The sequence below is a fragment of the Pseudomonas sp. F220 genome (genome assembly GCF_057813935.1).
Genome location: NZ_JBVASJ010000006.1, coordinates 60,377 through 81,252, shown reverse-complemented (window position 1 = coordinate 81,252; position 20,876 = coordinate 60,377). Strand labels below are relative to the sequence as shown.

The following is a 20,876-nucleotide window of genomic DNA, read 5'->3' as shown; positions in this document are numbered from 1 at the left end:
CTGCTTATCCATGCAAGGTTTCCAACCATTGTTCACGGGTGATGCGATACAGCACATGATGGCGCAACGGATCATCGCTGCCGAGCGTCGGATGCTCGAAGTCGTGCGCAGGGTCGTAGTGCATGCCGATCGCCTGCATGACTTTCTGCGACGGCAGATTGGTCGCGGCGGTAAACGCCACGATTTCCTTCAACGCCAACCGGTCAAAGCCGCAACGCAGAGCGGTCCAGGCTGCTTCGCTGGCATAACCCAGCCCCCAATGCTCACGCGCCAGACGCCAGCCGATTTCCACCGCCGGTGCGAATGCCGCGTCGAAGCCGAGATACAGCAGGCCGGTCAGACCGATAAAATCCCCGGTGTCCTTACGCTCCAGCGCCCACAAACCGAAGCCATGTTCGGCGAAATGACCGCGTATTCGGCCGATCAATGCCGCACTTTCCAGACGACTCAAGGGCGCTGGAAAGTAACGCATGACCTGCGGATCGGCGCACATTGCTGCAAATTCCGGCAAATCATCATCGTGCCACTGGCGTAGCAGCAGTCGTGCGCTCTCAAGTTCCAGTATCGGCTCCATCATCCCCTCCGTTTCCATGCCGCAAGTCTACATCGCTGGTAGGATCCTTCACTCATTCCTACATGCCTTCCTAGATAAATCTGCCATGCCGCTGCCGCTGATCTACCACGAAGACTACAGTCCCGAATTTCCGGCGGAACATCGTTTCCCCATGGACAAATTTCGCCTGCTGCGCGATCACCTGGTGGACAGCGGCCTGACCCGAGATCCCGAGCTGTTGCGCCCGCAGCTATGCCCGCCTGACATTCTCGCCCTCGCTCATGACCCTGGGTATATCGAACGCTATATGGGCGGCGAATTGTCCCGTGAAGACCAGCGGCGACTCGGTTTGCCTTGGAGCGAAGCGCTGGCCCGGCGCACCGTGCGTGCGGTCGGCGGTTCGCTTCTGGCCGCCGAGCAAGCGCTGGAGCATGGGCTGGCCTGTCATCTGGCCGGCGGCACCCATCACGCGCATTACGATCATCCGGCAGGATTTTGTATTTTCAATGACCTAGCGGTAATCAGCCGTTATCTGCTGGAAAGCGGCCGGGTAGGTCGAGTATTAATTTTTGATTGTGATGTGCATCAAGGTGACGGGACTGCACGCATTCTGGAACATACCCCGGACGCCGTGACCGTTTCCCTGCATTGCGAAAAGAACTTTCCGGCGCGTAAAGCCCAAAGCGATTGGGACATTCCATTACCGATGGGCATGGGTGATGCGGACTACCTCAACGTGGTCGACGATGCGTTGAACTACCTGCTGCCGCTCTACAAGCCGGACCTGGTGCTGTATGACGCCGGGGTGGATGTGCATAAAGATGACGCACTGGGCTACCTGAAGCTGACCGACCAGGGTGTCGCCGCCCGCGATGAAAGCGTCCTGCGCCATTGCCTGGGGCGGGACATCCCAGTGGTCGGGGTGATTGGCGGTGGTTACAGCAAGGACCGTAAAGCATTGGCGCGACGCCATGGCATTCTTCATCACAGCGCGCAGCGGGTCTGGGAGTCATCAGGTTGTCACTGAGTTGTGGATGTTTTACCCACAATGCCTGTGGAGCTGCCTGTGGATAACCTGAGTGAAAGGACCTACAGGCCAGAGGGTGTACAGCCTGCAGAGTGCTGTACATTTTTCGATCAGAACACACATCATCCCTGTAGCCGCTCGCGACTACCGTGCCTCGGGTAGAATGCCCGACTTATTTCGCCGAACCGCAGCTCATACCATGAACAACCCCAGCCCGACTCTCCCCCACCACGTCACCATCATCGGCGGCGGCCCTGCCGGTTTGATGGCGGCCGAGGTACTGAGCCAGGCCGGGATCAAGGTCGAGTTGTACGACGGCATGCCCTCTGTGGGCCGCAAGTTTCTGCTGGCCGGTGTAGGCGGCATGAACATCACCCATTCCGAAGCCTACCCGGCGTTTCTCTCGCGCTATGCCGAACGGGCGCCGCAAATCGCCCCGCTGCTGCGCGAATTCGGTGCCGAGGCGCTGTGCCAATGGATTCATGGATTGGGAATCGAAACCTTTGTCGGCAGTTCCGGCCGAGTGTTTCCTACCGACATGAAAGCCGCGCCCCTACTGCGTGCCTGGCTCAAACGCCTGCGCGACGCTGGCGTAGTTATCCACACCCGTCACCGCTGGCTCGGTTGGAATAACGACGCCAGCCTGCGAATCGACAGCCCGGAAGGCGAAAATGCCCTGCAAACCGACGCCCTGCTGCTGGCCCTTGGCGGTGGCAGTTGGGCGCGCCTGGGTTCGGACGGCGCCTGGCTACCCCTGCTGGAACAGCGCGGTATCAGCCTGGCACCACTGCAACCGAGCAATTGCGGGTTCGAAGTGACGGCCTGGAGTGAGCTGATGCGCAGCAAATTCGCTGGCGCGCCACTGAAGAACATCGCTATTGGCCTGAATGACGACGTGCCGCGACTGGGTGAGTGCGTGATCACCGCCACAGGTATCGAAGGCAGTTTGATCTACGCCCTGTCTGCACCGATTCGCGAAGCTATCAATCAAAGCGGCTCGGCGACCATTCACATCGACCTGCTGCCGGGCAAAACTCTCGACAAGATTCACGCAGCGCTGACCAAGCCTCGTGGCTCACGCTCGATGGCCAAACACCTGCACAGTCAGCTCGGCATCGACGGCGTGAAAGCCGCCTTGCTGCGCGAGCTCACGCCCGCAGAATGCTTCGCTCATCCGGTACTGCTGGCCAAAGCAATAAAGGCCCTGCCCCTGACGCTGGTGAAAACCCGCCCATTGGACGAAGCCATCAGCAGCGCTGGCGGCGTGCCGTTCCAGGCGTTGAATGAAAGTCTGATGCTCAAGCAACTGCCCGGCGTGTTTTGCGCCGGCGAGATGCTCGACTGGGAAGCGCCGACTGGCGGCTATCTGCTCACCGCCTGCTTTGCCAGTGGCCGAGCGGCAGGGTTGGGGATGGTGGAGTGGTTGAAAACGCACCGTTGAATGATCGTTCCCACGCTCTGCGTGGGAATGCAGCCATGGACGCTCCGCGTCCCCCGTGACGCAGAGCGTCACAAGAGGCATTCCCACGCGGGAGCGTGGGAACGATCGCGGGATCAGTTGAGCTTAAGGCTTACGCTTACGCGGCCCAGTGTTAAACACCGGCACCTTACGCACAGGCTTGATCGCTGGCGCTTCAGGCGCCACCTCGCCGCTGTCCACCCACTTGCCCAGGTTGCGTTTACCGCCGCCCGAAATTTTTGGCTTCTTCGGCTTTTTCGGTTTCTTGATCACCTGGCCGCTGGCATCGGTGTCCGGCACACGGTGTTCCGGTTCGAAATCCTGCTCTTCCTCACGGTTCAGTGTCTGACGGGTCAAGGTCTCGATGGCCGAGAGCATATTCACTTCGTCGGCACACACCAGCGAAATGGCCTCGCCAGTAGCGCCCGCGCGACCGGTACGGCCGATACGGTGGATGTAGTCCTCAGCCACGATCGGCAGGTCGAAATTCACTACCAATGGCAGATCTTCGATATCCAGACCACGGGCCGCCACATCGGTGGCCACCAGAATCTGAATTTCGCTGGCCTTGAACCGGTCCAGCGCACGCTGGCGAGTCGCTTGAGGTTTATCACCGTGAATACCGTCGGCGTTCACACCCAGGCCCTGGAGTTTTTCCACCAACTGATCGACGCCATTACGGGTCTTGGCAAATACCAGCACCTGCTTCCAGCGGTTTTTGCGCATAAGGTGAATGAACAGCTCCGCTTTGCGCTTCTTGTCCACCGTCACCACCCATTGCTTGACGGTGTTGGCAGCGACGTTGCGCGGGCTGACTTCAATGCTCAGCGGATCATTGAGCATTTGCCCGGCCAGCAGGCGGATCGCATCGGAGAATGTCGCAGAGAACAACAGCGTCTGACGTTTCTTCGGCAGGACCCGGTAAATGTTCCCCAGCTCTTCGGAAAATCCGAGGTCGAGCATACGGTCGGCTTCGTCGAGCACTAAGGTTTGCAGCTGGTTGAACTTGAGTGCCTTCTGCCGATACAGGTCGAGCAAGCGACCCGGTGTGGCCACCAGCACGTCAACGCCTTTACGCAGCTTCATCATCTGCGGGTTGATGCTGACACCACCGTACACCGCGAAGGTGCTCAACGGCAGGTGTTCGGCGTATTGGCGAACGCTCTCGTGAACCTGTTCGGCCAGCTCGCGGGTGGGCACCAGAATCAGCGCACGCACCGAGTTACTGGCGACCTTCGGCCCTTCCATGGCCAGCAACTGCAGCAGCGGCACGGCAAAACCGGCGGTCTTGCCGGTGCCGGTCTGGGCCGCAGCCATCAAGTCGCGACCGGCCAGCACCGCAGGCATGGCTTGCGCCTGCACCGGCGTCGGGGTCTGGTAACCGAGCGTCTCAAGGGCGCGCAGCAAGGGTTCGATCAGGCCAAGAGTGGCGAAAGTCATGGGGGTACCGTAGGGAAATGTCAGCGCAGGTGTGCAATGCGCCGCAGTTTACCCTAATTCACTGCGGTTTCTGCCTGCGCCACTGCGGCAGGCTGATCAACACCACAGCGCTGATGATTACTGCCATCGCCAAGGCCTCTTCGATCCCGATGCTTTCGCCGGCAAAGACGATCCCCAGCAATACCGCCACTGCCGGATTGACGTAGGCATAGCTGGTTGCCGCCGCCGGGCGGACGTTTTTCAGCAGGTACATATAAGCGTTGAACGCGATGATCGAGCCAAAGCCGATCAAATAGGCCAAAGCAACCCAGCCCTCGACAGGCGGCAAGCTGTCCAGATGCTCACCGCTCAGCGCGCTGCCAATCAACAGCACCACGCCGCCCACTAACATTTCCGCAGCGCTGGCCATCGCGCCCTGAGGCAACGGCAAGTGCTTGCTCCAGACCGACCCGAACGCCCAGGCCGCCGCCGCGGACACCAGCAACACCGCGCCCAACGGACTCGACTGCAAATTAGAACCGAAGTTGAGCATGGCAATGCCGATCAGCCCGAGGGCAATTCCGGCCCACTCCAGTCGGGTATTGCGCTGCCCCCAGAAGTAACCGCAGAGCAAGGTGAACAGCGGCACCGTCGCCACCGCCAACGCCGCCACGCCGGAAGCCACGCCGGTGTGCTCGGCGACACTCACCGCGCCGTTACCAATACTCAGCAACAAGATCCCGATCATCCCCGCCGCCCGCCATTGCGGCCAGGTCGGCGCAGGCACCCCGCGCCAGCGTAGAAAGCCATACATCAAGGTCCCGGCGATGATGAAGCGAATCCCGCCAAGCATCAGCGGTGGCCAATATTGCACACCGATTCGAATCACCAGATAAGTGGATCCCCAAATCACATACAACGCAAAAAAGGCACCGATCAGCGGCAACGGAAAACGGCGTGGACCTGGCATGGAAAGCTCTAAAGCAGACATGGAAAGCTCGAAGACAGGATAAGGGGAACGCTATTTTAGAAAGCTCTTAGGCGGAATTTAAGTTACAAAACCTGTTTATAGCGCCAGTACACTTTTCAAAGCATGGAGATCACGGCTATAAACCATGCTTTCAAAGGTTGCGCATTTCAGGAGCCGATTCATGGACAAATACGACCGCATGCTCCTCAGTGCATTACTGGAAAACGGCCGGGCTTCGTACGCGGAACTGGCGCGCAAGGTCAACCTGTCCGCCCCGGCTGTGGCCGAGCGCGTGGCGAAACTTGAAGCCAGCGGCGTGATTACCGGCTACCAGGCGAAAGTCGACATGACCAAGGTCGGGCTGCCGATTCAATGCGTCATCGAACTACGACTGAGCCACCAGGGCAGCCAAAAATCCTACGACGAACTGATCAAAATTCCGCAACTCACCGAATGCCACCGAGTCACCGGCGACCCCTGCGTCATCATGCAAGCCGCCGTCGGCTCAATGCCGGAACTCGAAGAATTGATCAATCGCATCGCCCAGTTCGGCTTCAGCAAAACCTCGATCGTGCTTTCCAGTGCCATAGAGAAACGTGTGCCGCTGGGGCATTTGGAGGGGAATGGCAAGAATGGAGGGTGACCGCTCTACCGTCTGCCGCAAAGAGCATAGGTATCTGCACATTTTTTGATGCTTGGCTGGGCGTAGCAGCTGTCGAGTAGAACGAGGCTGCGTCCGGCTGCGAAGCAGCCGTAAAACCCTGCACCTCGGTGTTTCAGATAAACCGCGCGCGCAGGTTTTACGAGGACTCCGTCCTCGGACGCTGCCTCGTTCTACTCGACAGCTGCTACGGGAGTTCTAACCTTTGGAGATATGTAGATACCCATGCCGTGAAGAGGCCGGCAGGATCAACGCTGAACTTTAAAACCCGCGATGGCGCTTGAGATGCTCATTGATCTTCGCCGCAGGGACTTTCTGCAAGCTGCACAGCAGATCATGAGACAACTCCCGCAAGCCATGTCGCTGACGAAGTTCCTGGGCCAGATGCGCGGTGAGGTTCGCGGCCATTTCGGCGTCGGCCATGGCTCGGTGAGCCTGGCCGGTATGGGGCAGTTTGGCGAAGGTGGTGAGGGTGCCGAGTTTGTGGTTCGGCGCGGCCGGCATCAGGCGTCGGGCGAGTAACAGGGAGCAGGCGAAGTTCTGCAGCCGTGTACGTTTGATTCGCCCCAGTTCGTAGTCCCAGAACTTCTGGTCGAACGCGGCATTGTGGGCCAACAGCGGTGTGGTGCCGACGAACTCGTTGACTTCGTTCATCACTTGTTCGGCAGACGGCGCGGTGCGCAGCATGGCGTTACTGATACCGGTCAGGCTTTCGATGAAAGCCGGGACGCGTACGCCGGCGTTCATCAGGCTTTGGTAACGCTCGACGATGCGCCCCTGCTCAAGAATCACCACGGCAATTTCCGTGGCCCGGCAGGCGCTGCTCGGGGAGATCCCGGTGGTTTCAAAGTCGATGACCGCTATCCGTTCCAAACCTGTTCCAACCCCATCAAAAAATAATCAATTTCAGTTTTTAAGCAGCAACGCGCCTTCGATGGGCACGTAGCGACTGGCGGCGCGTATCAACGAGTTGGCAGTCAAGCCAGGCACGCCGTAGGCGACGGCTTCAACGCCGTGTTTGTTGATGATACGTTCAAGCAGCATGTCGAAATCACCGTCACCGGAAGCCAGAACCACTTCGTCGACGTGGGAGGCGGCGTCCATGATATCGATGGTGATGCCCACGTCCCAATCGCCCTTGGCCGAGCCATCGCTGCGCTGGATGTAGGGTTTGAGTTTTACGGTGAAACCGAGGTTGCGCAGGATCTGCTGGAATTGCTGTTGCTTGCTGTCGCCGCGATCGATGGCGTAAGCGTAGGCCTCGACGATTTGCCCGCGCTGGCTGATGTCAGCCCACAGGGCGGCATAGTTGAAGTGACAGCCGTAGGCCTGGCGCACGGTGTAGTAGAGGTTCTGGACATCGGCGAACACAGCGATTTTTTTCACCGCAAATCCTCATGGCGCAGGCACGCGCAGGCAATTGATCAGGTGCAAGACCCGAAAAGTCACCCAGTATGCCAGCCAGAGGGAATTTTCCGCGAATAATCAGTCCGGGGCGCCTTAGCGCCCCGGACGAATGGTGCATCAGACGAAGGAATCGTCGTCGCCGAAGAACGATGAGCTGTCATCGCTATCGTCGGCGTCCGCAAACCCGCCTTGGTCATTGCCGTAGGAATCGTTACTGACCATACGTTGGTCGTCGTTGCCGCTGTCTTTGACCTGTGCCGGCTCTTCCTTGATGACTTCGACCACTTCCTGCGGTTGCTGATTGTTGTGGAACAGGCTGCTGATGCCTTGCGCCAGCATCACACCACCGGCCACGCCGGCCGCGGTTTTCAAGGCGCCGCCAAGGAAACTGCTGCCCGCAGCGGCCGGAGCCTGTTGCTGTGGTGCCGCATAGTTCTGTTGCGGGGCGCCGAAGTTTTGCTGTGGCGCCACGCCCGGCTGGGCATTGAACGAAGGCCGTGCCGGCTCACGCCAGCCACCGCCAGTCGAGGCCGGAGCGCTTGGGGCCGGTTGCGGATCACGGGAACCGCCACCGAAGATGCTCGACAGGAAACCGCCGCCACCGCTGCTCGGTGCCGCCGAAGGTGCCGCCGCCTGGGATTTGGCTTGCTGCAGTTCAGCTTGCAGTTGCTGGTTTTGTTGAGCCAGTTGCTGATTTTGCTCAGCGAGCTGTTTGTTCTGTTCGTCGAGGCTTTTGATCGCCGCCTCTTGCACCAGAATCGCCTGGGTCATGAAATACCCCGCCGCAGGCTGGCGAGCCAGGTGCTCCTTGATCCGCGCCTCGGCCAGAGCATCGCGCGGGGCTGAATCCGTTTCGGCTTGCTGCAGCCGTGAAAACAGTCCATCGATCAGGGTTTGTTCTTCGCTGTTCATGGCGACCTCGTATTAAGGCTGTGTTGACGTTTTATGATGGATCGTCAGAAAACGTCAACACACCCTTCTGCCGGTAGAAAACTTGGCCTTTTCCAGTGTGGAAAGGTGCCTACACGTAATGGGGTTGTTACGGGGAGTTTCAATGGCCTTTACCTAACGTTTACGTTTGCTCGCACCGGGGCTGCATCGGTTAAAGTGTCGAACTGCTTTTCACCTGCGATATCGACCCATGAATCCGTTAGAAGTGCTCCGCGACTCTTTGTATTTCTTCAAGCGCAACCTGGGCAAGATCGTCCAGCTGTGCCTGCCGCTGGTGGTGTTTGAGGCCCTGCTTCAGCAACTGGTCGACAGCGCCCAGGGCCCGGATGCGTTCCCCGGTTATAGCGTAATCGTCGGGCTATTGATCTATCCGCTGTACACCGCTGCGCTGATTCTTTTTCTGGATGCACGCAGCCGTGGCGAATCGCCGCGAACCCGTGATCTGCTGGCGCTGTCTGTCAGACTGTGGCCCAGGTTCGCGTTACTGACAGCGATCAGTACCCTGCTGATCCTGCTTGGCCTGTCGCTGTATTTCCTGCCGGGTTTGTGGCTGATGGTGACGCTGGCCTTTGCCGAGTACTTGTTGGTCCTGCGAGGCCTGCAACCGCTGGCGGCCATCAAGGAAAGCTTTCGCCTGACCCGCGGGCACTTCTTGCGCATCCTGGTCTGCATTCTGTGTGTGATGGGCCCGCTGTGGATACTCAAGGGTGCAAGCCTTGCGGTTTACCCCGAGCCACAGAACCCTGCGCTGGCACTGTTGATCGAAAGCGCCCACAGTTTTCTGCAACTCTTCACCAGCGTGGTGCTGTTTCGCCTGTTCATGTTGATCAGCGAAGCGTCCGACAAGAACTGATAGAACGGTCTGGCAGGCCTGGTCTTGGGGTCCGACCTGCTCTCGGGTATGCTCGGACTCAATCCTGCAACGCCATAAGCCGAGCCGATGACCCGTCTACTGCGTTACACCCTGCTGGGCCTGCTGATTATTGCCGGTCTTTTGTCAGCTCTGATCTACAGCTTGACCTGGCGCCCGGATGCCAAGGAACAAATGCCCGTCAGCTGCAGCGCGCAGGCACCGACCCTGGTACCCGGCCAGGCTCTCAAAGTGATGACCTGGAACGTCCAGTACCTGGCGGGCAAACGCTACGTATTCTGGAATGACCTGGCCCAGGGCGACGACGAACATCCCACTGCCGAAGATATGGCCTTCAGCCTCGATGAAGTCGCACGAGTGATTCGCGATGAGCAGCCGGATATTGTCCTGCTGCAAGAGCTGGATGATGGCGCCAAGGCCAGCGACTATCAAAACCAGTTAAAACTGCTCCAGGAACGCCTGACCGACCTTTACCCGTGCAGCACCCATGCTTTCGACTGGAAAGCTGACTTCGTTCCCGGTCCGCACATTTTTGGCAGTGTAGGCCGACAACTGGCGACATTGAGCCGCTACCAGATCGAACACGCCGAACGCCTGCAATTACCCCAGGTACCGGCCAATCTTATCAGCAGTCAATTCCAGCCAAAGAACGCGCTACTGGTGAGCTATCTGCCGTTGAGCGACGGCAGGCAAATAGCGGTACTCAATACCCATCTGGACCGATCAGCTCAGCCTGACGATACTCTGCAACAGCAAGTGACAACGACCGCCAAGGTGCTCGACACGTTCGAAAGTCGAGGTACGCCGTGGTTGATTGGCGGCGACTTCAACCTGTTGCCGCTGGGCCAGTATCAACGACTCGCCCCCGAGCAACGCACCCCGTACTCAGCCGACAGCGCGCTGCATGTGCTCTGGGACAAGTACCCGATGATCCCCACCAACAACGAAGCCAGCGGCATCGACCGCGAGCAGTGGCTGACCCACTACCCCAATGATACGACCCTCAGCGGCCCGGACCGCACCGTTGACTACCTGTTTTACAGCGCACGAATCAAACGGGTCGAAGCCCAGGTGAGACAGGACGATACGCTGCGCATCTCCGATCATCTGCCGGTGATTGCACGGTTCCTGTTGCCGGCGGCGTCGTAGGTGCTGGCGAAGGTTCGGGCCGCGTTCGGACGATCTTTTGATCTTAATCTTTTGATCTTACTTACGCGGCTTGATCCGCGCTGTTGCCTCGGCTACCAGCGGATCATCCGGCCAGTAGTGTTTCGGATAACGGCCCTTCAGATCCTTCTTCACGTCGGCATAGGTGCTGCGCCAGAAGTTCGCCAGATCCTGCGTCACCTGCACGGGTCGTCGGGCCGGTGACAACAGGTGCAGCTTGACCACTTGCCGGCCACCCGCGATACGCGGGGTTTCAGCCAATCCGAACAACTCCTGCAAGCGCACCGCCAGAATCGGTGGCTGCTCACTGTAGTCCAGTCGAACCGAGGATCCGGAAGGTACCGTCAAATGGTGCGGCGCCAGTTCATCCAGGCGTTGCGGCAATGGCCACGGCAGCAGGTTATGGACAATGCTGGCCAGTTCCAGATTGGCGAAGTGACTGAGTCGCGACACCCGCCCCAGATACGGCAACAACCAATGTTCCAGACCAGCCAACAGCGCCGCATCACTGACATCCGGCCATTCACTCTGCCCCTGGCTGCTCAGATCCAGCTGACGCAACAACGCCACCCGTGCCTGCCACTGGCGCAACTCCGGCGTCCAGGGTAGTAACTCGAGCCCTTTACGCCGCACCAGATTGACCAGCGCCTGGCTGCGTGCCGCTTCATCCAGCCCGGTTAGCGGCTCGCGGCTGAGTATCAGCTCACCAACCTTGCGCTGCCGCTCGGCCCGTAGCACGCCTTCACGCTCATCCCAATCAAGTTGATCGACGTTGCGCACTTGTTCAGCCAGCACCGAATCAAACAACGCCGGATCAAAATCCGCCGCCAGATAAATCCGTTCTTCGCGCTGCCCCTGACGACTCCCCAAATCAGCAATCACCAACCAGGGTTGTTTCATCAAGCTATCAGCCTCGGCGAACAGCGCGGCGCGACCGTTGGCCAAGCGATACTCGGCCCCACCGGCACGCCGCTGCTGTGCGACACGATCCGGATAGGCCAGAGCCAGCAGCGCACCAAGCCAGCGCGGATGATCAGGATCGCTGACCGGTTCCAGTGCTTTGCCCCGCAGATAGCCACGGTACTGCCGCGCCAATTGCCGGGCCCGTTGAACACCACCCTGAGCACCACGAGCGGCTCGCTCCTCACCGGACAGCAGCACCAACCGACTGTGCAGATCCGCGCCGGCACCGCGTAAAATGTCCCGCTCGCCCAGCAGTGCGGCGACGTCACAGGCCATGTTCGCCAGCCCCAGCGCCTGCCCACGCAACAACAAATGTGCGATGCGCGGATGAGCCGGCAGTTCGGCCATCGCCTGACCATGACGGGTCAGTTTCCAGTCTTCAGCTGTCTTGCCCTCCAGCGCGCCCAAACGCTCAAGCAGATCCTGAGCCTGTGCATAAGCCGCTGCCGGCGGCACATCGAGCCAGACCAATTGCCCGGGCGTCACGCCCCAACGCCCCAGTTGCAAGGCCAGGCCGGCGAGGTCGGCCGAAAGAATCTCGGCACTGGCGTACGCCGCCAATTGCTCATGCTGGTCCTGCGACCACAGGCGATAACAGACGCCCGGCTCCAGACGCCCCGCTCGCCCGGCACGCTGAGTAGCACTGGCGCGGGAGATCCGTTGAGTGTCGAGGCGAGTCATACCGCTGCCAGGGTCAAAACGCGGCACCCGCGCCAGACCGGCATCGATCACCACCCGCACACCGTCGATGGTCAGACTGGTCTCGGCGATGTTGGTAGCCAGCACCACTTTGCGCTTGCCGGCGGGTGCCGGTTCAATGGCGGCGCGTTGTGCGGCCAGGTCCAGTTCGCCATGCAGTGGGCAAAGCAGTACTTCTGTGCGCTCGCCCAGCGCGTCGACCAACTGCTGATGCACCCGACGGATCTCCGCTTGCCCCGGCAAAAAAACCAGGAGGCTGCCGCTTTCGTCGTTCAAGGCTTCGAGAATGGTCTGCACCAAGCGCGGCTCAATAAACTCTCCAGGCTGAAACGCCCGGCCCCAGCGCATCGTCACCGGGTACATGCGGCCGTCGCTGCGCAAAATCGGCGCGTCATCCAGCAGCCCCGCGAGGCGTTCGCCTTCGAGGGTCGCTGACATCAAGAGAATCTTCAGCGGCTGATCGTCACGAAATAGATCGCGGCCATTCAGGCTCAATGCCAACGCCAGATCAGCGTCGAGGCTGCGCTCGTGGAATTCGTCGAAGATCAACAGACCGACACCTTCCAGCGCCGGGTCATCTTGCAGACGTCGGGTGAGAATCCCCTCGGTGACTACTTCGATGCGGGTATTCGGGCCCACTTTGCTGTCGAGGCGAATGCGATAGCCCACGGTTTCGCCGACCTTTTCCCCCAGCTCACTGGCCAATCTCTCGGCTGCAGCCCGCGCAGCGAGGCGTCGCGGCTCGAGCATCAGAATGGTTTGGCCGGCCAGCCATGGCTCATTCAATAAAGCCAACGGCACGCGGGTGGTTTTACCAGCGCCGGGCGGTGCTTCGAGCACGGCTTCGTGGCGTGTCGCCAAGGCTTCATGCAGTGCAGGTAAAACTTCATCAATCGGCAGAGAGATCATGCTGGCTCCAAAACAGAGCGGCGAGTATAACGGCGAACTGCCAAGCGTTAATCATGGTCTGAACTGATACCGACAACGCTCTTTCACCGTTTCGCTTCGAGTTTGCTCAGGAGATCCACATGCGTATTCCCTCACGTGTTATTGGCGGCGTTCTGCTCGCTACCCTGCTGACCCAAATGACCGCTTGCGGCTCGATCTTCTTCCCGGACCGTCGCGGCCAGATCGACGGCAAGATCGACCCTGTGGTGGCCGCCCTCGATGCTGTGGGTCTGTTGTTCTACATTATTCCCGGGCTGATCGCCTTCGGCGTGGACTTCGCCACCGGCGCCATCTACCTGGAACCCGGCAAGACCGCCCAGGTCGCCCCGGAAAAACTCCAGCAGGCCATTGGCGCTGACGGCAAGGTCGATAACAGCAAGCTACAGGCGATTCTCGAAAGCGAACTGGGCCGCAGCTTTCCGCTGGATGATCCGCGTCTGATTCAACACAAAGGCAGCGTCCAGCAACTGGCCATGTACGGCTTGCAACCCGCCGCTTGATGTCGCGAACTCGAAGGAACGTAAACACCTATGACCAGTAGCCCGGAACACGCTCGCCTGTTGCGTCTGGCGACACGCGCCTCGTTGGCGGTGGCGAGCATTCTGATCGTGACCAAGGCGATCGCCTGGTGGTTGAGTGGATCGGTCAGCCTGCTGGCCGGTCTGACCGATTCCCTGCTCGACGGCGCGGCATCGTTTCTCAATCTGCTAGCGGTGCATTACGCCTTGCGCCCGGCGGACGATGACCATCGTTACGGGCACGGCAAAGCCGAGTCGCTGTCAGGTATAGCTCAGGCGTTGTTTATCGCGGTGAGTGCGGTGTTGATTGCCGTGCAAGCGATTGAACGCCTGAAACACCCCGAGCCACTGGGAGCCCCCTGGATCGGCATCGGCGTGATGCTCTTGTCGCTGGCACTGACGGTTGCGTTGTTGATGCTGCAACATCGAGTGATTCGCGAAACCGGCTCGACGGCGATACGCGCTGACTCGCTGCATTACCGTTCCGATCTGCTGCTCAATGCCAGCATCCTGGTAGCGCTGGTCCTGGCCAGTTTGGGCTGGGAACAACTGGATGCCTGGTTTGGTCTGGCAATCGCGGTGTACATCCTCTGGAGCGCGGTGCAAATCGCCCGGGAGAGTGTGGCGGTGTTGATGGACGAAGAACTGCCGCCGGACGTTAGTCAGCACATGCTCGAGCTGGCCTGCAGCGTACCGGGTGTACTCGGTGCCCATGACCTGCGCACGCGCATCTCCGGCAGCCACTGGTTCGTGCAGTTGCATCTGGAGTTGCCGGGGGAACTGACGTTATCCGTCGCTCACGGCATCAGTGATCGCGCCGCCGAGGCGATCAACACCGTTTATCCACGGGCCGAGGTGCTGGTGCACGCCGACCCGCAAGAAGTGGTGACAGACGCGAAGGCCTGAGTGCTTCTACCTAACTAATAGGTAACCTGATAACCGCGGCTGCTCAGGCAGTTGCCCTGCGCTTGACGGTAGGCTTGCACCACCGCAGGCGCCGGTTGGTAGGTGATGGCCGCAGGATCGAAGCCGCTTTGCTCAACCGCCCAGCGATAGCAATCGTAGCGATCCTGATTGATCTGCTCGGGCCCTTGCCCATTGGCCGGGTAAGCGACCACGTCATAGCCGTTGCTGACCGGTTGTGGGCTGGCAACCGGTGGATCGACAACCACGTACTGCTGGGTGCTCTCTTCGTACATGTAATAAGCGCCGGCCGCGAGGAAGAGCAGTGCGCCGCCGATCCAGACTTCCTGCGCGTAATCGGGCAGGTAACCCACGCGGATACCACGAGGCGGCCTGACCACCACATAACGCGGACCTTGTGGGCGATACCAGTAACCACCGGAGAAGAAGTAATCATGACCGCGATACGGTACACGGTAATTGCGATCCGGGAACCGATCGATCACATAACCCGGCCGATATTGCGGCCCAGGACCCCAGCCGTTGCCATGCCCCTCAGGTCGACCCGGCCAGCGACGATCGTCATGGCGGCGACCGTCATCACCCTGACGCGAACCGGCACCACCGGCTTGCCAGTGCTGATCATGGTCGTTGCGCCGAGGAACGTCCTGATAGGTGCCACGCTGTGGCTCCTGGGTCTGGCGAACCGTATCCGGGCGGCCTTGAATCGGCAGGTTGTTGCTCGGTTGCTGCTGCACCGGCCGGCCCTGCCCATTGGGATCATGCTGCGGACGGTTTTGCCACTGGCCGCCCTGATTCTGGCCGTTGTGTTCGAACTGTCGGCTGTTCTCGCCGCGAATAATCTCGTTCTGCGGGCGAGGCTGATTGTTTTGCGGACGCTGTTGATTGTTCTCTGGACGCGCCTGATTATTTTGCGGGCGCGGCTGATTGTTCTCTGGACGAGGCTGATTATTTCCCGGACGCCCTTCGGAGCCATGCTCACGCTGTCCCTCGCCATTTTGACCATTATGTTGTCGAGGTTGCTGCGGATCATCCCGCGCCTCTGCCAGCAATTGCGCGCTGACACTCATGCAAAGCAAACCAACACCTGCCAAACGCCAGATGCGCGACTTCATGCTATTCCTCACTGCAGTTCAGGACCTATCTATAAGACTGGAAAAGCGTAGGCCGGTTCTGCAACAGGTTATCAGTCACGAGACTTATTTCGCAGGCAATAAAAAAGGGAGACCCGTCGGCCTCCCTTTGAGAACTTCGTCCGTGCTCGACGCTTATGACGCCGGCTCACCTCACTCCGTCTTATGGACAGTGTGTAGCCCGGGGGCCGACTCAACCCTGTGGGATTGGCGACCGCAGCTGGCCTGATTCGGCGAGCCGCACTGGACTGTTTGTCCGGGCAGTGATTCTGGTAATAAGAATAGGCCTGAGGCCCCGGCAGAGGATTGCGAAGATTGCTCAAATAAACATAGCTTGCGCAATTTTTAACTAAAGATAGATAATTAGCCGCAATAGTTATGACAAAGGCCTGATCCATGAGCAAACTCGACCGATACGACCTGAGCATTTTGGCGGAATTGCAGCGTGACGCCCGTATCTCCAATCAGGAGCTCGCCGAACGTATTGGCCTATCCCCGTCGCCCTGCTCGCGACGGGTCAAGCAACTGGAAGACGACGGCTACATTTCCCGCCAGGTCGCCCTTCTCGATCGAAAAATGCTTGGCCTGAGCCTCACCGCCTACGTACTGATCGGCATGGACCGCCACACACCCGAGCGCTTCGAGAACTTCGAAGCGGCTATTCGCAGCCTGCCACAAGTGCTCGAATGCAGCCTGGTGACTGGAATGGACGCCGACTATCAGCTCAAAGTGGTGGTGCCGGACATGGATCACTACCAGAAGCTGCTGCTCGGCCACCTGACCCGCATCGAAGGCGTGACCAGCGTGAGGTCGAGTTTTGTGCTGAATCAGGTGCTCAACAGCACTGAGTTGCCGTTAACGCATTTGCGCAGTTAAAAGATCGCAGCCTGCGGCAGCTCCTACAAAAGCCATGTCCGACCTCGGTCCTGTAGGAGCTGCCGCAGGCTGCGATCTTTTCCATCCGTCACAGGTCAATGCACCAGCAATCACCCTTGGCGTATACTCCCCCGGCCTTTTTTGCCCTGCCCGCGCTGGAGAGTTTCGATGGATCCTGCAGTATTCGAAGAGTGGATGATGACCGGTCTGGTGACCATCCTGATCATTTTCATGGGTTTCATCGTCTGGGATCTGGCGAAAAAATCCAAGGCCGGAAAGTTCGGCACCTTCATTCTGTTCTTCGTACTGGGCCTGGGCATTCTCGCGTTCATCATCAAAAGCGTTGTCATCGCTTATATCGAGAACAGCTCCTCATAGGCTGGCCGGCACTTCTTTCCACTGCCCTTGATCAAGCCCTTCGATAGTCCAATCGCCAATTCGCACGCGCACCAGGCGCAAAGTCGGCAAGCCCACCGCAGCCGTCATGCGCCGCACTTGTCGATTGCGCCCTTCGCGAATCACCAGCTCCAGCCAACTGGTCGGCACACTTTTGCGGAACCGCACCGGTGGGTTGCGCGGCCACAGCTGTGGCTCCTCAAGCTGCCGCGCCTCAGCGGGCAGGGTCATGCCGTCATTCAACTCGACACCGTCGCGCAAACGCTGCAGTTGTTCAGCGCTTGGCTCACCTTCAACCTGCACCCAATAGGTCTTGGCCAATTTGTGCTTGGGGTCAGCAATCCGCGCCTGTAACTGGCCGTCGTTGGTCAGCAGCAGCAAGCCTTCGCTGTCACGGTCCAGCCGGCCCGCCGGGTAAATGCCGGGAATCTCGATATAGTCCTTGAGCGTCGCCCGCCCTTCGCCGTCGCTGAATTGAGTCAGCACATCGAACGGCTTATTGAACAGAATCAGCTTCGGCTCGGCCGGTGGCGCTTTGGCGACACGGCGCGGTGCTGAGGAGGATTGCGGGTTGTTCGCGCCAGGGCGGCGAGAAACGGGACGAGGTGGACGAGGCATGGCAAAAAGAACATCTAACGGTCAGGACTGGCAATGCTAGTGCCCTGACCGCTAAATGACCATCGCAACAATCAGCGGAATGGCGGTTCGTCGAAGCTGCGCAGTTTGCGGGAGTGCAGCGAGTTGAGCTCGGTGCGCAGCAGATCCACCGCGGCGATGCCAATCTTCAAATGCTGGCTGACCGCACGCTCGTAAAACGCGTTGGCCGAACCCGGCAGTTTGATTTCGCTGTGCAGTGGTTTGTCAGAGACACAGAGCAATGTGCCGTAAGGCACTCGCAGGCGATAACCCTGGGCCGCGATGGTGCCGCTTTCCATGTCCACCGCCACAGCGCGCGACAGGTTGATCAGCGGACGCTCCTGAGCCCAGCGCAATTCCCAGTTCCGGTCGTCGTAGGTCAGCACAGTGCCGGTGCGCAGGCGTTTTTTCAGATCGTCGCCCTTCTCGCCCGTGACATTGGCTGCCGCTTGCTGAAGCGCCATCTGTACTTCGGCCAGAGCCGGAATCGGAATATTCGGTGGCACGACCCGGTCAAGAATCCCGTCGCGACGCATATAGGCGTGCGCCAGCACGTAGTCGCCAATGGTCTGTGACTGACGCAAGCCGCCGCAGTGACCGATCATCAGCCAGCAATGGGGACGCAGCACGGCCAAGTGGTCGGTGATGTTCTTGGCGTTGGACGGACCGACACCGATATTCACCAGGGTCACGCCATGACCGTCACTGGCTTGCAGGTGATAGGCCGGCATTTGATAACGATGCCAAACCACGCCAGCAGCAATCGCCGAGGCTTCGCCGTGGTCCATGCTCTTTTCGATAATCACATTGCCGGGCAACACCATGCGCACGAAGCGCGGATCACTGCGCAATTGCTCGAGGCCGTGAACGATGAACTGGTCGACGTAGCGGTGATAGTTGGTCAGTAAGATCCATGGCTGGACATGTCGCCAGTCGCTGCCGGTGTAGTGCACCAGACGACGAAGCGAGAAGTCGACCCGCGCCGCGTCGAACAGCGCCAACGGCAGCGGATCGGTGTTTTCCCAATCGTACAGGCCATCGGCGATGCCGTCGGTGGCAGCCGACAAGTCGGTACTCGGAAACACCCGCGCCAACGCCGCAGCGGTGACACCGGAACCGCCGAGCTCATCGCCCTGCTCAACCACGTACGGATAAGGAATGTTTTGCTCGCTGACGCCCACTTCCACCGTCACGGTGAAGTCGTGCATCAGCGGCACCAGTTGCTCGAGCAGATAGTTACGAAAAGCTGCCGGATGGGTCACCGTCACACTGTAGGTGCCGGGCAACTGGACCTTGGCGTAAGCCCTGGTAGTCTGCGGAACTTCGCCCTGGCAGAGGTAGGTCAGGCGCAATTCGGGATAGCGAAACAAGGCGCGCTGCTCGGCATCCGGCTCGACCCGATCCTTCAGGTAGCGTTTGAGGGCCTGGCTCAATGCCGTGGTGGCACGCTCGTGAAGAGCGGCAAGCCGATCTACGGCTTGCTCGGCGGTTTGAACGACAATAAAAGCTTCGGTCACGATAAGCATCCTGTGTTCTGACTTGCAGACCTTCATCTTGCCTGCAAGTCAGCGCGATCAGAAGCCCTGAGGTGTCGAACGCGCGACAATCGCTTCCACATCCAGGCCTCGCGGCAACGTGCCGTAGACTCGACCGGCGGTACCCAGGCGGCTGGCAATAAAGGCGTCGCTGACGTTGGCATTGCCCGCTTCCAGCAATAGTTTGGCTTGCAAGCCCAACGCGATGTCTTCGGTCAGTTGCCGAGCTCGGTACTGAATGTCGTCGGTGTCTTGAAACGCGGCTTTCAGATTGACGATATGCCCGGCCAGACGCTTGTCACCATGACCATCGCCCAACTCGGCAAACAGTGCATCGAGCACGCCCGGCTCTTTCGACAAGGCCCGCAGCACGTCGAGGCATTGCACGTTGCCGGAACCTTCCCACGTCGAATTCACCGGAGCCTCACGGTACAGACGCGGCAGGATGCTGTCTTCGACGTAACCGGCGCCACCCATGCACTCAGCGGCTTCGTTGATCATGGCCGGTGCACGCTTGCAGATCCAATACTTGCCCACCGCCGTCACCAGCCGGGCGAATTTGGCTTCCTGTGAGTCGTCAAGATGATCCAGAGCGCGGCCCATACGCATGCTCAGGGCCAGTGCGGCTTCACTTTCCAGTGCCAGATCGGCCAGTACGTTTTGCATCAAGGGTTGTTCGCTGAGCAAACGGCCGCCGACCATTCGATGCGCACAATGGTGAGCGGCCTGAGTCAGCGCCTGACGCATAAGGGCACTGGACCCGACCATGCAATCGAAACGAGTCATGGCGACCATCTCGATGATGGTCGGCACACCGCGGCCTTCCTCGCCGATCATCCAGGCCAGAGCGCCACGGAACTCCACTTCGCTGGAGGCGTTGGAGCAATTGCCGAGTTTGTTTTTTAGACGCTGGATGTAGAACTGGTTGCGGGTGTCATCCGGGCGATGGCGCGGCAGCAGAAAGCAGGTCAACCCCTTGTCGGTCTGGGCCAGGGTCAGGAACGCATCGCACATCGGCGCGGAACAGAACCATTTGTGTCCGACCAATTCATAGGCTTGACCCGGGCCTGCGGCCCCCACCGGATAAGCCTTGGTGGTGTTGGCCCGCACGTCGGTGCCGCCCTGCTTTTCGGTCATGGCCATGCCGATAGTGGCGCCCGCCTTATGGGCGATACCGATGTTGCGTGGGTCGTATTCGGTGGCGAGAACTTTCGGTAGCCATTGCGCGGCGATGTCCGGTTGCAATCGAAGCGCCGGTACAGAGGCGAACGTCATGGTCAGCGGGCAACCGCTACCGGCCTCGGCCTGGCTGTGCAGGTAACTCATGGCCGCTCGGGCCACGTGTGCGCCGGACTGTGGATCGGTCCAGGGCAATGAGGTCAAACCATGCTCGACGGCGGTGCGCATCAGTTCATGGTAGGCCGGGTGAAATTCCACCAGGTCGATGCGATGACCGTAACGGTCATGACTCGAGAACACCGGTTTATTCTGATTGGCCAGAAACCCGGCCTCCATCAACGGTCCGCCGGCCAGCGCGCCATAGCCATCCATCCGTGATTCGGCCCAGCCAGCACCAAATCGCCGCGCCCACTCCTGCAGCGGCAGGTCGATGCGATAGAGGTTTGTGCCATCCAGCGATGGCGGCTGGTTGGTGACCTCGTGGGTTTCGGCGAACTGATGCAGGTTCATGGCGGGGCTCCTTTAGGGTGGACCAGAACTCCAGTTAATCACCGCCCCCCGCCCGAAAAAAGTGGCATATACGC

20 protein-coding genes are annotated in these 20,876 nt (G+C 59.7%); 9 read left to right on the top strand and 11 right to left on the bottom strand.

What is annotated here, in order from left to right; genetic code table 11:
* Positions 1-4 precede the first annotated feature (4 nt).
* Entirely contained in the window at positions 5-574 is a 570-nt protein-coding gene (locus ACZYSM_RS08200; protein ID WP_489070837.1) for a GNAT family N-acetyltransferase, read from the bottom strand.
* A gap of 85 nt (positions 575-659) precedes the next feature.
* Between ACZYSM_RS08200 and ACZYSM_RS08195 the strand changes: the two genes are divergently transcribed.
* Positions 660-1,580 carry a histone deacetylase family protein gene (locus tag ACZYSM_RS08195; protein WP_489070604.1) on the top strand — a complete coding sequence of 307 codons (921 nt, stop codon included), beginning with the start codon at positions 660-662 and terminating at the stop codon, positions 1,578-1,580.
* A 199-nt stretch (positions 1,581-1,779) separates the two neighbouring features.
* Positions 1,780-3,021, top strand: a complete 1,242-nt coding sequence (locus ACZYSM_RS08190; RefSeq protein ID WP_489070602.1) for a TIGR03862 family flavoprotein — start codon at positions 1,780-1,782, stop codon at positions 3,019-3,021.
* 123 nt (positions 3,022-3,144) lie between these two features.
* Here ACZYSM_RS08190 and rhlE1 read toward each other — a convergent pair whose 3' ends face one another.
* Positions 3,145-4,479, bottom strand: coding sequence for an RNA helicase RhlE1 (gene rhlE1 / locus ACZYSM_RS08185; RefSeq protein WP_489070600.1), 1,335 nt, complete (start codon positions 4,477-4,479; stop codon positions 3,145-3,147).
* A 58-nt stretch (positions 4,480-4,537) separates the two neighbouring features.
* Complete coding sequence (gene yedA / locus ACZYSM_RS08180; protein ID WP_489070598.1) at positions 4,538-5,428, bottom strand: drug/metabolite exporter YedA; 891 nt, start codon at positions 5,426-5,428, stop codon at positions 4,538-4,540.
* Positions 5,429-5,609: 181 nt separating this feature from the next.
* Between yedA and ACZYSM_RS08175 the strand changes: the two genes are divergently transcribed.
* Positions 5,610-6,071 carry an Lrp/AsnC family transcriptional regulator gene (locus ACZYSM_RS08175; RefSeq protein ID WP_489070596.1) on the top strand — a complete coding sequence of 154 codons (462 nt, stop codon included), beginning with the start codon at positions 5,610-5,612 and terminating at the stop codon, positions 6,069-6,071.
* 279 nt (positions 6,072-6,350) lie between these two features.
* On the opposite strand, the gene ACZYSM_RS08170 is transcribed toward ACZYSM_RS08175, so the two are convergent.
* The 3 genes from ACZYSM_RS08170 to ACZYSM_RS08160 all read right to left on the bottom strand — a co-directional run bounded on the left by ACZYSM_RS08170 (position 6,351) and on the right by ACZYSM_RS08160 (position 8,408).
* Positions 6,351-6,962 carry a 3'-5' exonuclease gene (locus ACZYSM_RS08170; protein ID WP_489070594.1) on the bottom strand — a complete coding sequence of 204 codons (612 nt, stop codon included), beginning with the start codon at positions 6,960-6,962 and terminating at the stop codon, positions 6,351-6,353.
* Positions 6,963-6,995: 33 nt separating this feature from the next.
* Positions 6,996-7,475: a LabA-like NYN domain-containing protein gene (locus tag ACZYSM_RS08165; RefSeq protein ID WP_489070592.1), complete on the bottom strand. Its 480-nt coding sequence runs from the start codon at positions 7,473-7,475 to the stop codon at positions 6,996-6,998.
* Between the two features lie 138 nt (positions 7,476-7,613).
* On the bottom strand, positions 7,614-8,408 hold the full coding sequence (locus ACZYSM_RS08160) for a DUF2076 domain-containing protein (protein WP_489070590.1): 795 nt from the start codon (positions 8,406-8,408) through the stop codon (positions 7,614-7,616).
* 229 nt (positions 8,409-8,637) lie between these two features.
* Between ACZYSM_RS08160 and ACZYSM_RS08155 the strand changes: the two genes are divergently transcribed.
* Both ACZYSM_RS08155 and ACZYSM_RS08150 read left to right on the top strand, forming a co-directional pair.
* A complete protein-coding gene (locus tag ACZYSM_RS08155) occupies positions 8,638-9,300 on the top strand; it encodes a DUF7847 domain-containing protein (protein WP_489070588.1) in 663 nt (220 codons plus the stop codon).
* An 87-nt stretch (positions 9,301-9,387) separates the two neighbouring features.
* Positions 9,388-10,467 (top strand): endonuclease/exonuclease/phosphatase family protein, encoded by a 1,080-nt coding sequence (locus tag ACZYSM_RS08150; protein ID WP_489070586.1) that lies wholly within the window; start codon positions 9,388-9,390, stop codon positions 10,465-10,467.
* Between the two features lie 57 nt (positions 10,468-10,524).
* Here ACZYSM_RS08150 and hrpB read toward each other — a convergent pair whose 3' ends face one another.
* The gene (gene hrpB, locus ACZYSM_RS08145) at positions 10,525-13,056 is read right to left on the bottom strand and encodes an ATP-dependent helicase HrpB (protein ID WP_489070584.1); all 2,532 of its coding nucleotides are present in this window, start codon (positions 13,054-13,056) and stop codon (positions 10,525-10,527) included.
* A 119-nt stretch (positions 13,057-13,175) separates the two neighbouring features.
* On the opposite strand from hrpB, the gene ACZYSM_RS08140 reads away from it, so the two are divergent.
* The gene (locus ACZYSM_RS08140) at positions 13,176-13,595 is read left to right on the top strand and encodes a polyribonucleotide nucleotidyltransferase (RefSeq protein WP_489070582.1); all 420 of its coding nucleotides are present in this window, start codon (positions 13,176-13,178) and stop codon (positions 13,593-13,595) included.
* A 30-nt stretch (positions 13,596-13,625) separates the two neighbouring features.
* Positions 13,626-14,519, top strand: a complete 894-nt coding sequence (locus ACZYSM_RS08135; protein WP_489070580.1) for a cation diffusion facilitator family transporter — start codon at positions 13,626-13,628, stop codon at positions 14,517-14,519.
* A 14-nt stretch (positions 14,520-14,533) separates the two neighbouring features.
* On the opposite strand, the gene ACZYSM_RS08130 is transcribed toward ACZYSM_RS08135, so the two are convergent.
* Positions 14,534-15,652 carry a DUF6515 family protein gene (locus ACZYSM_RS08130; protein WP_489070578.1) on the bottom strand — a complete coding sequence of 373 codons (1,119 nt, stop codon included), beginning with the start codon at positions 15,650-15,652 and terminating at the stop codon, positions 14,534-14,536.
* Between the two features lie 414 nt (positions 15,653-16,066).
* Here ACZYSM_RS08130 and ACZYSM_RS08125 point away from each other — a divergent pair, with 414 nt between their 5' ends.
* Together ACZYSM_RS08125 and ACZYSM_RS08120 are read left to right on the top strand one after the other, a co-directional pair.
* Positions 16,067-16,546 (top strand): Lrp/AsnC family transcriptional regulator, encoded by a 480-nt coding sequence (locus tag ACZYSM_RS08125; protein ID WP_040071220.1) that lies wholly within the window; start codon positions 16,067-16,069, stop codon positions 16,544-16,546.
* 168 nt (positions 16,547-16,714) lie between these two features.
* Positions 16,715-16,924 (top strand): DUF2788 domain-containing protein, encoded by a 210-nt coding sequence (locus ACZYSM_RS08120; protein WP_489070576.1) that lies wholly within the window; start codon positions 16,715-16,717, stop codon positions 16,922-16,924.
* Here ACZYSM_RS08120 and ACZYSM_RS08115 read toward each other — a convergent pair.
* The 3 genes from ACZYSM_RS08115 to ACZYSM_RS08105 form a co-directional block, all read right to left on the bottom strand.
* Complete coding sequence (locus ACZYSM_RS08115; RefSeq protein ID WP_489070574.1) at positions 16,919-17,560, bottom strand: pseudouridine synthase; 642 nt, start codon at positions 17,558-17,560, stop codon at positions 16,919-16,921. The genes ACZYSM_RS08120 and ACZYSM_RS08115 overlap by 6 nt on opposite strands.
* 71 nt (positions 17,561-17,631) lie before the next feature.
* A complete protein-coding gene (gene amn, locus ACZYSM_RS08110; protein ID WP_489070572.1) occupies positions 17,632-19,131 on the bottom strand; it encodes an AMP nucleosidase in 1,500 nt (499 codons plus the stop codon).
* Between the two features lie 21 nt (positions 19,132-19,152).
* The gene (locus ACZYSM_RS08105; RefSeq protein WP_489070570.1) at positions 19,153-20,802 is read right to left on the bottom strand and encodes an acyl-CoA dehydrogenase family protein; all 1,650 of its coding nucleotides are present in this window, start codon (positions 20,800-20,802) and stop codon (positions 19,153-19,155) included.
* Between the last annotated feature and the right edge of the window lie 74 nt (positions 20,803-20,876).

Bases quoted from the DNA above. Each gene is read 5' to 3' on its own strand.
- ACZYSM_RS08200 (WP_489070837.1), bottom strand. From the start codon at position 574: ATGGAGCCGATACTGGAACTTGAGAGCGCACGACTGCTGCTACGCCAG.
- ACZYSM_RS08195 (WP_489070604.1), top strand. From the start codon at position 660: ATGCCGCTGCCGCTGATCTACCACGAAGACTACAGTCCCGAATTTCCG.
- ACZYSM_RS08190 (WP_489070602.1), top strand. From the start codon at position 1,780: ATGAACAACCCCAGCCCGACTCTCCCCCACCACGTCACCATCATCGGC.
- rhlE1 (WP_489070600.1), bottom strand. From the start codon at position 4,479: ATGACTTTCGCCACTCTTGGCCTGATCGAACCCTTGCTGCGCGCCCTT.
- yedA (WP_489070598.1), bottom strand. From the start codon at position 5,428: ATGCCAGGTCCACGCCGTTTTCCGTTGCCGCTGATCGGTGCCTTTTTT.
- ACZYSM_RS08175 (WP_489070596.1), top strand. From the start codon at position 5,610: ATGGACAAATACGACCGCATGCTCCTCAGTGCATTACTGGAAAACGGC.
- ACZYSM_RS08160 (WP_489070590.1), bottom strand. From the start codon at position 8,408: ATGAACAGCGAAGAACAAACCCTGATCGATGGACTGTTTTCACGGCTG.
- ACZYSM_RS08155 (WP_489070588.1), top strand. From the start codon at position 8,638: ATGAATCCGTTAGAAGTGCTCCGCGACTCTTTGTATTTCTTCAAGCGC.
- ACZYSM_RS08150 (WP_489070586.1), top strand. From the start codon at position 9,388: ATGACCCGTCTACTGCGTTACACCCTGCTGGGCCTGCTGATTATTGCC.
- hrpB (WP_489070584.1), bottom strand. From the start codon at position 13,056: ATGATCTCTCTGCCGATTGATGAAGTTTTACCTGCACTGCATGAAGCC.
- ACZYSM_RS08140 (WP_489070582.1), top strand. From the start codon at position 13,176: ATGCGTATTCCCTCACGTGTTATTGGCGGCGTTCTGCTCGCTACCCTG.
- ACZYSM_RS08135 (WP_489070580.1), top strand. From the start codon at position 13,626: ATGACCAGTAGCCCGGAACACGCTCGCCTGTTGCGTCTGGCGACACGC.
- ACZYSM_RS08130 (WP_489070578.1), bottom strand. From the start codon at position 15,652: ATGAAGTCGCGCATCTGGCGTTTGGCAGGTGTTGGTTTGCTTTGCATG.
- ACZYSM_RS08125 (WP_040071220.1), top strand. From the start codon at position 16,067: ATGAGCAAACTCGACCGATACGACCTGAGCATTTTGGCGGAATTGCAG.
- ACZYSM_RS08120 (WP_489070576.1), top strand. From the start codon at position 16,715: ATGGATCCTGCAGTATTCGAAGAGTGGATGATGACCGGTCTGGTGACC.
- ACZYSM_RS08115 (WP_489070574.1), bottom strand. From the start codon at position 17,560: ATGCCTCGTCCACCTCGTCCCGTTTCTCGCCGCCCTGGCGCGAACAAC.
- amn (WP_489070572.1), bottom strand. From the start codon at position 19,131: ATGAAGGTCTGCAAGTCAGAACACAGGATGCTTATCGTGACCGAAGCT.
- ACZYSM_RS08105 (WP_489070570.1), bottom strand. From the start codon at position 20,802: ATGAACCTGCATCAGTTCGCCGAAACCCACGAGGTCACCAACCAGCCG.